The following is a 5,728-nucleotide window of genomic DNA, read 5'->3' as shown; positions in this document are numbered from 1 at the left end:
TTAAAAGAGCGAGCTTTAGGAAAATTGTCTGAGCAATTTTTTGATAATTGACCACTGTTACATTTGGTAAATCGAGGAGTTGATCAAAATTTATCCACATAACCCACCTCCTGTTCTGTGTTACTGTTATACCATGCTCACACAGAACCTAGAAGAGCCAAGGATTGAAAGCCTTGTAAATCAAGACCAAAAATATAGTTGCACACGGGGTATTAGATAATAAACTATATCTTCCGGCAAAAATCCCCCTCTTTGGGGAGAAGGGGAAAAGCCAACCCAAGATTAACCCTGCACCATCACCGAGGCAGCCGCAGCCACACCGGCGCCCGGGGTGACACCTTCGACACCTAACTCGATTAAAGTCGCTTCAATGGCAGCGATAACCGTGAGGATATCCCTCTCACTAGCAAAACCTAAATGACCGATACGGAAGATTTTACCCTTGAGGTGATCCTGACCACCAGCCACAGCGATGTCGAACTTTTTATTGAGAGTCGAGCGAATTTTTTCCGCATCCACCAGAGTGGGGGCCACCGCAGTAATCGCCGTGGAAGCCCAAGAATCCGCCGCGTAGAGGGGCAAATCCAGGGCGCGCATACCGGCCCGCGTCATCTTCGTTAAGCGTTGGTGACGGGCGAAAATTGCCGCTAATCCCTCCCTTCTCATCATTTGCAGAGAAGCTTGTAAACCGTACATCAGGTTAACTGGAGGGGTAAAGGGGGAACTATCCTCATCGGTGGCTTTTTTGTATTTGCCCAAATCTAGATAAAAACGCGGCAGTTTGGCGGTTTCGTAGGCTTTCCAAGCTTTTTGACTTACGGAAACAAAACCTAAACCGGGAGGAATCATATAACCTTTCTGGGAACCAGAACCGACCACATCTAAACCCCATTCATCGATGGGAATATGATAAGCTCCTAAACTGGTGACAGCATCGACGATAATTAAAGCTTCCCCGTGGTCTTTTACCGCTTTGTTAATGCTTTCCAAGTCATTGAGAACCCCGGTGGAAGTTTCCGAATGGGTGATAATTACCGCTTTGATGGCTTTTTCCTTGTCTTCGGTCAGTTTAGCGGTAAATGCCTCTGGATCTAGGGGTTTACCCCATTCTGCCTTAATGACATCCACATTTAAGCCGTATGCTTTCGCCACTTTCGCCCAACGTTCCCCAAATTTACCATTATCTCCCACCAAAACTCGATCGCCGGGGCTGAGAAAATTAATAATTCCCGCTTCCATGGCACCGGTTCCCGAAGCAGTTAGCATTAAGACATCGCCACTGGTTTGATGCAACCATTTGAGATTTTCGGTTAATTCGGCGATTACCTTGCTAAAAGCACCCGTCCGATGACCTATAGGTGCTTTAGCCATAGCCAATAATACCGCTTCCGGCACTGGTGTCGGGCCGGGAATCATCAACATATTTTTATTTTCCATGGTTCGTCCTCTCTCGTTGGGCTATATTCAAAAAGATAAAAAACCAAATCTCGATCGCATCAATTCTGAGGGGATGATTTAAGATTCGGCAAACTCTGATTATATCCCGGCAGATAGCCTTGTCAGGAGTCAGTATTCAGGAGATAGGGTGATAGGGTTTTGGGGTGATGGGGTTTTGGGGTGATAGGGTGATGAGACAGCTTCCCCACTTCCCCACTTCCCCACTTCCTAACTCCTATTCCCGATTTTCAAAGAGTTTCTGGATACCGACGGCAGCATCGGGCAGTTTTACCAAAGATTCGCCAATTAGAACCGCATTTGCTCCCGCTTGCTTCACTTTCGCCAGAGCTGCTGCTGTGTGTAATCCCGATTCGCTGACGATCAGAATACCTTTTTCTCGCACCTTTTCGCCCCTGGCTTCTAGTAATTGGCGAGTATTGTCTAAATCGACTTTAAATGTCTCTAAATTGCGGTTATTGATGCCGATTAGTTCGATTCCCTCAATGGCTAACACTCGATCGAATTCGGCCAGACTATGCACCTCTACCAAAGCTGTCATCCCTAAACCCTTGACAATTTTGACAAAATATGCTAGGTCTTGATCGCTTAAAATAGCGGCAATTAAAAGGACAGCATCGGCTCCTTTAGAGCGAGCGTAGTAGATTTGATAGGGATAAAGGATAAATTCTTTGCATAATAGGGGTAAAGATACCGCTTGCCGGACGAGGCTAAGATTTTCGTAACTACCTTGAAAAAACTTACTATCGGTTAAAACCGATAAACAAGTGGCTCCTCCCTGTTCATAGGTACGCGCAATCGCTACAGGATCAAAATCTTCGCGGATAACTCCCTTGCTCGGGGAAGCTTTTTTGACTTCGGCAATCAAAGCGGGTTGGGTTTTACCCTGTTTTAAGGCGGCTAAAAAGTCGCAAGGTGGCGCAGTATTAGCTATTTTTTTGCGTAATTCCAATAAAGGCAACTTTTCACGCAATTTATCGACTTCGATCTCCTTATGCCAAACGATTTCTTCTAAAATATTTTGCGGTTGTGCCTCTGGCACTTTCACCACATAACTCAAACTCTCAACTTTAACGGCAGGATTGGGGTGTTTTCTTCGGATCTGCATTTTTTCACTGTCCAGAGTGTGAACAGTGATTAGTTTAACAGTGATTAGTTATCGGGAATTGAAATAGAGACGGGGAAAACCACGTCTCTACAGACATTTATCTATACTTGTGTGGATATTCCCAATCTTCACCGAAAGGCTATTGCATAGCTTCGATCGAACGTTCTAAAATTTTATCTTGGAGTTTTTCGTCTTCTTGACGATTTTCGGTTAATAAAACCCGCGCTTTCGCAGTTTCTGCCTCTCCTTCCCCCAAAAGCTCCTCTGTACGAGTTAAGACATTTTCTTCGAGCATTCCTTCTGCTTGTCGTTCTTGGGTTAGATTGAGACGTGCTTTTTCTTGAATATTCATAAATTTATCCTTGCCACAGGTGCGATCAACTTCTACCCTTAGTCTGACACAAATTTAGTATTCCGTATCATTAACTACAGAAAAATTTAGAATCTTACTGGCGAAACTGAGATTTAGGTATTTTTTCTCATTCCTTAAATGGACAGGGATCGATCGACCTCAAGCTATACAATAAAACCTATGGAACAATTCCCCAGCGTAATCAAGCTTGTATATCGGGCGAATAATGATCGATTGCCTAAACCAACAGATTTCTGGACAGTATCCGACTCTATCGTAATATCCTATTTGCAGAGCTTATGACCAAAGGTAATTTAAACGATCTCATCCGTACAGAAGCTAATAAAGAGGTAGAATCCCAAACCTCTCCTTCTCCCAAACGTTCTAAGGAAACAAACGCCACCCTACAGGCAAAAATTAACGACTTGACAACAGAGTTAGAAAAAACCGAGAAAAATCAGCAAACTCTCCAAGAAAAAGTTATTTCTCTGGAAGAAGAACTTAAAGAACATCTGGAACTCTCTGTCAGGTTACAGCAGTTACAACAACAGACCGAGCAGTTAGAATCTGTCCTCTTGGAAAAAACTACTTTGGTGGCACAATTATCGAGTCAATTAAGTCAATCCCAGACGGAATTAACCGAGAAAAAACAGTTAATTGAAAAACTATCGAGTCAATTAAGTAAGACAGAAACAGAACTGACTGAGAAAAAACAGTTAATTGAAAAATTATCGAGTCAATTAAGTCAATCCCAGACGGAATTAACCGAGAAAAAACAGTTAATTGAAAAATTATATAATCAAATTAAAACCCTAGAAAATAGTCCCCCCCCCACCCCTGAACCCTCACCAATTAGCAAACCTGCGCCGAAGAAACCCAGTCTTTATAACTTTGAAATGGCAACTTTAGCCCGTTATATTGCCCCCAATCCTACCCCCACAGAGTTAACGGATTCCGAAATCGGTTGGTTCGATTAATTATGGTTTGCTAAATAAATCTAAAAACATTGTTCGATAAGACTTTTAGACCTTTTTGAAATCCAAAAGTACCGGCCATTGGAGTGATCGGGGGGAAAATTCAGGGACTTTTTCCCTGAAAATTATACTAAATCCAGTTATTAAAAACTGATTATTTATTCTCCGTTTTGCCTTTTGCATGAGTGCCTCTCCTGATATGTAGCCTATACTCAACGGATTTGGTATTAGGTAATTGACTCCCTGAAAATGGGTAAAACCCTACACCCTACACCCTACACCCCACACCCTGCCCCCAGGAAAAACTTTGTGCCGCAAACCCTAATTATGGCTAGTAAAAATCAAGAACAACAACATCCACAGGAAAGACTAGATCGCCCGATTGTTGATCAGCTGCTGCAATCAGAACCCAATGATTTAAACTTAGCTGAATGCGCTCGTTTACGCATACGTTATCAAAACTTTCCGGGAGCAAGAGAAATCCAAAGAGATTTAGATTTAATCCTAGAAAAATGGCAGTTAGATGAAGCTAGTTTATGGGCAAAAACTCGACCACTGCACAGTCACGGACAAGTGTATCAAATTCGCCAAACTGAGGAGCAACAGGATTGGAGTTAAATTGCCGCAGTTATCTTAATGGTGCGAGAGGAAAAATCAAACCTATAATTTGATTTTATCTAATAATCTCTGCAAAGGATTTTTGGGTTTGCTTGCTGGCGGATCTGCGGGGGGATTAGGATCATCTAGATAACGATAATATTTCCAGATATCCCAGTAGGGACATCCCGGTTCGATGCGAATTCCTGCCCAATGTAAATATTTTAAGGGCTGATTTAATCTCGGATCGATTAAGATATTCCCCTGACGTTGAAAATGAGGACTCCCCCCCCAATTTCCCGCTTGACAACCCGGAGCGCGGACAATATTAAATCGATTGGGAACTCGTTTGAGAATGGTATAATTAATAATCGGTTGATCGGAGGTTTTTTGAGAAAAATCAAAATATTCTGGATGAGCGGCACATTCTTGAAAAGCGCTATATAATTCCTGTTCTGAGAACAAATTCTTTTTACTAGCCCAAAAACCACCGTTAAACATCCCAGTTAGATCATTTTCTGTGAAGATTCCTTGTTCTAAAACAATCGGATTAAAAACATCAGTAATCCCTTTTTTGTGTTGGTAATCACAGCAGAGAAAATCGTAGGTATCGAGGAAATTTAGATTATCTATTATTTTTTCAAAAACTACGATATCCGTATCGATATAAAGAAATTGATCTAATTCTCCAAACCAACACACCTGCTTGCGAAATTGATTGGGACGAGCAAAGAATTTTTCTCCAAAAATATCATAGATTTTCTGTGCCAATTCTTCCACCAATTGCAGATCGGGATAGAGAATAACGCCATATTTTTCTGCTAATAAATCGGCAATTTTTTGATAATTATTGTCGTAGGGAATCAAGATGACGGGAGAATCGGGATCGTACAAACGAATACTATTCATTAATGCGATCGCCTGCTCGATAACTCGATCATTAGCGGTAATGTAAATTCCTCGCTTCATAAATATCCTGGGGGTAAGAGTTAGAAATAATTATATAGGGTTTGCTGAAAAAGTTTGTTGGTGGGGTTAGGAGTCAGTAGCCGGTCGTCAGGAGTCAGTAGCTGGTCGTTTCAGGCTTTGTTGCCCTCTTTTTTTGTACCAATTTATGTACTATGAGAGGGATAATGCAAGGTTTTTGAGAGTCCCAATCGGATTTTCGCAGCATGAACATCGGATTTTAACAGGTCAAAAGCCTTATTTTAAAAGGGTTTTACCATTATTCAGCAAACCCTA

The 5,728-nt window shown here is 42.0% G+C and carries 6 protein-coding genes; 2 read left to right on the top strand and 4 right to left on the bottom strand.

Annotated features, from left to right (window positions below):
* Window positions 1-282 precede the first annotated feature (282 nt).
* From PX481_RS16145 to PX481_RS16135, 3 genes are all read right to left on the bottom strand, one after another.
* Window positions 283-1,437 (bottom strand): pyridoxal-phosphate-dependent aminotransferase family protein, encoded by a 1,155-nt coding sequence (locus PX481_RS16145; protein ID WP_002760980.1) that lies wholly within the window; start codon window positions 1,435-1,437, stop codon window positions 283-285.
* A gap of 235 nt (window positions 1,438-1,672) precedes the next feature.
* The gene (trpC, locus tag PX481_RS16140; protein ID WP_288026446.1) at window positions 1,673-2,563 is read right to left on the bottom strand and encodes an indole-3-glycerol phosphate synthase TrpC; all 891 of its coding nucleotides are present in this window, start codon (window positions 2,561-2,563) and stop codon (window positions 1,673-1,675) included.
* Between the two features lie 139 nt (window positions 2,564-2,702).
* The gene (locus PX481_RS16135) at window positions 2,703-2,915 is read right to left on the bottom strand and encodes a hypothetical protein (protein WP_002760983.1); all 213 of its coding nucleotides are present in this window, start codon (window positions 2,913-2,915) and stop codon (window positions 2,703-2,705) included.
* Between the two features lie 299 nt (window positions 2,916-3,214).
* On the opposite strand from PX481_RS16135, the gene PX481_RS16130 reads away from it, so the two are divergent.
* Both PX481_RS16130 and PX481_RS16125 read left to right on the top strand, forming a co-directional pair.
* Entirely contained in the window at window positions 3,215-3,892 is a 678-nt protein-coding gene (locus PX481_RS16130; RefSeq protein WP_288094969.1) for a hypothetical protein, read from the top strand.
* A gap of 324 nt (window positions 3,893-4,216) precedes the next feature.
* Window positions 4,217-4,507, top strand: coding sequence for a DUF3288 family protein (locus PX481_RS16125; protein WP_004162669.1), 291 nt, complete (start codon window positions 4,217-4,219; stop codon window positions 4,505-4,507).
* Window positions 4,508-4,549: 42 nt separating this feature from the next.
* On the opposite strand, the gene PX481_RS16120 is transcribed toward PX481_RS16125, so the two are convergent.
* Entirely contained in the window at window positions 4,550-5,455 is a 906-nt protein-coding gene (locus PX481_RS16120; protein ID WP_002760988.1) for an Npun_R2821/Npun_R2822 family protein, read from the bottom strand.
* Between the last annotated feature and the right edge of the window lie 273 nt (window positions 5,456-5,728).

This window comes from Microcystis sp. M53603_WE2 (assembly GCF_030065435.1).
This window is presented reverse-complemented; position numbering and strand designations above follow the sequence as displayed.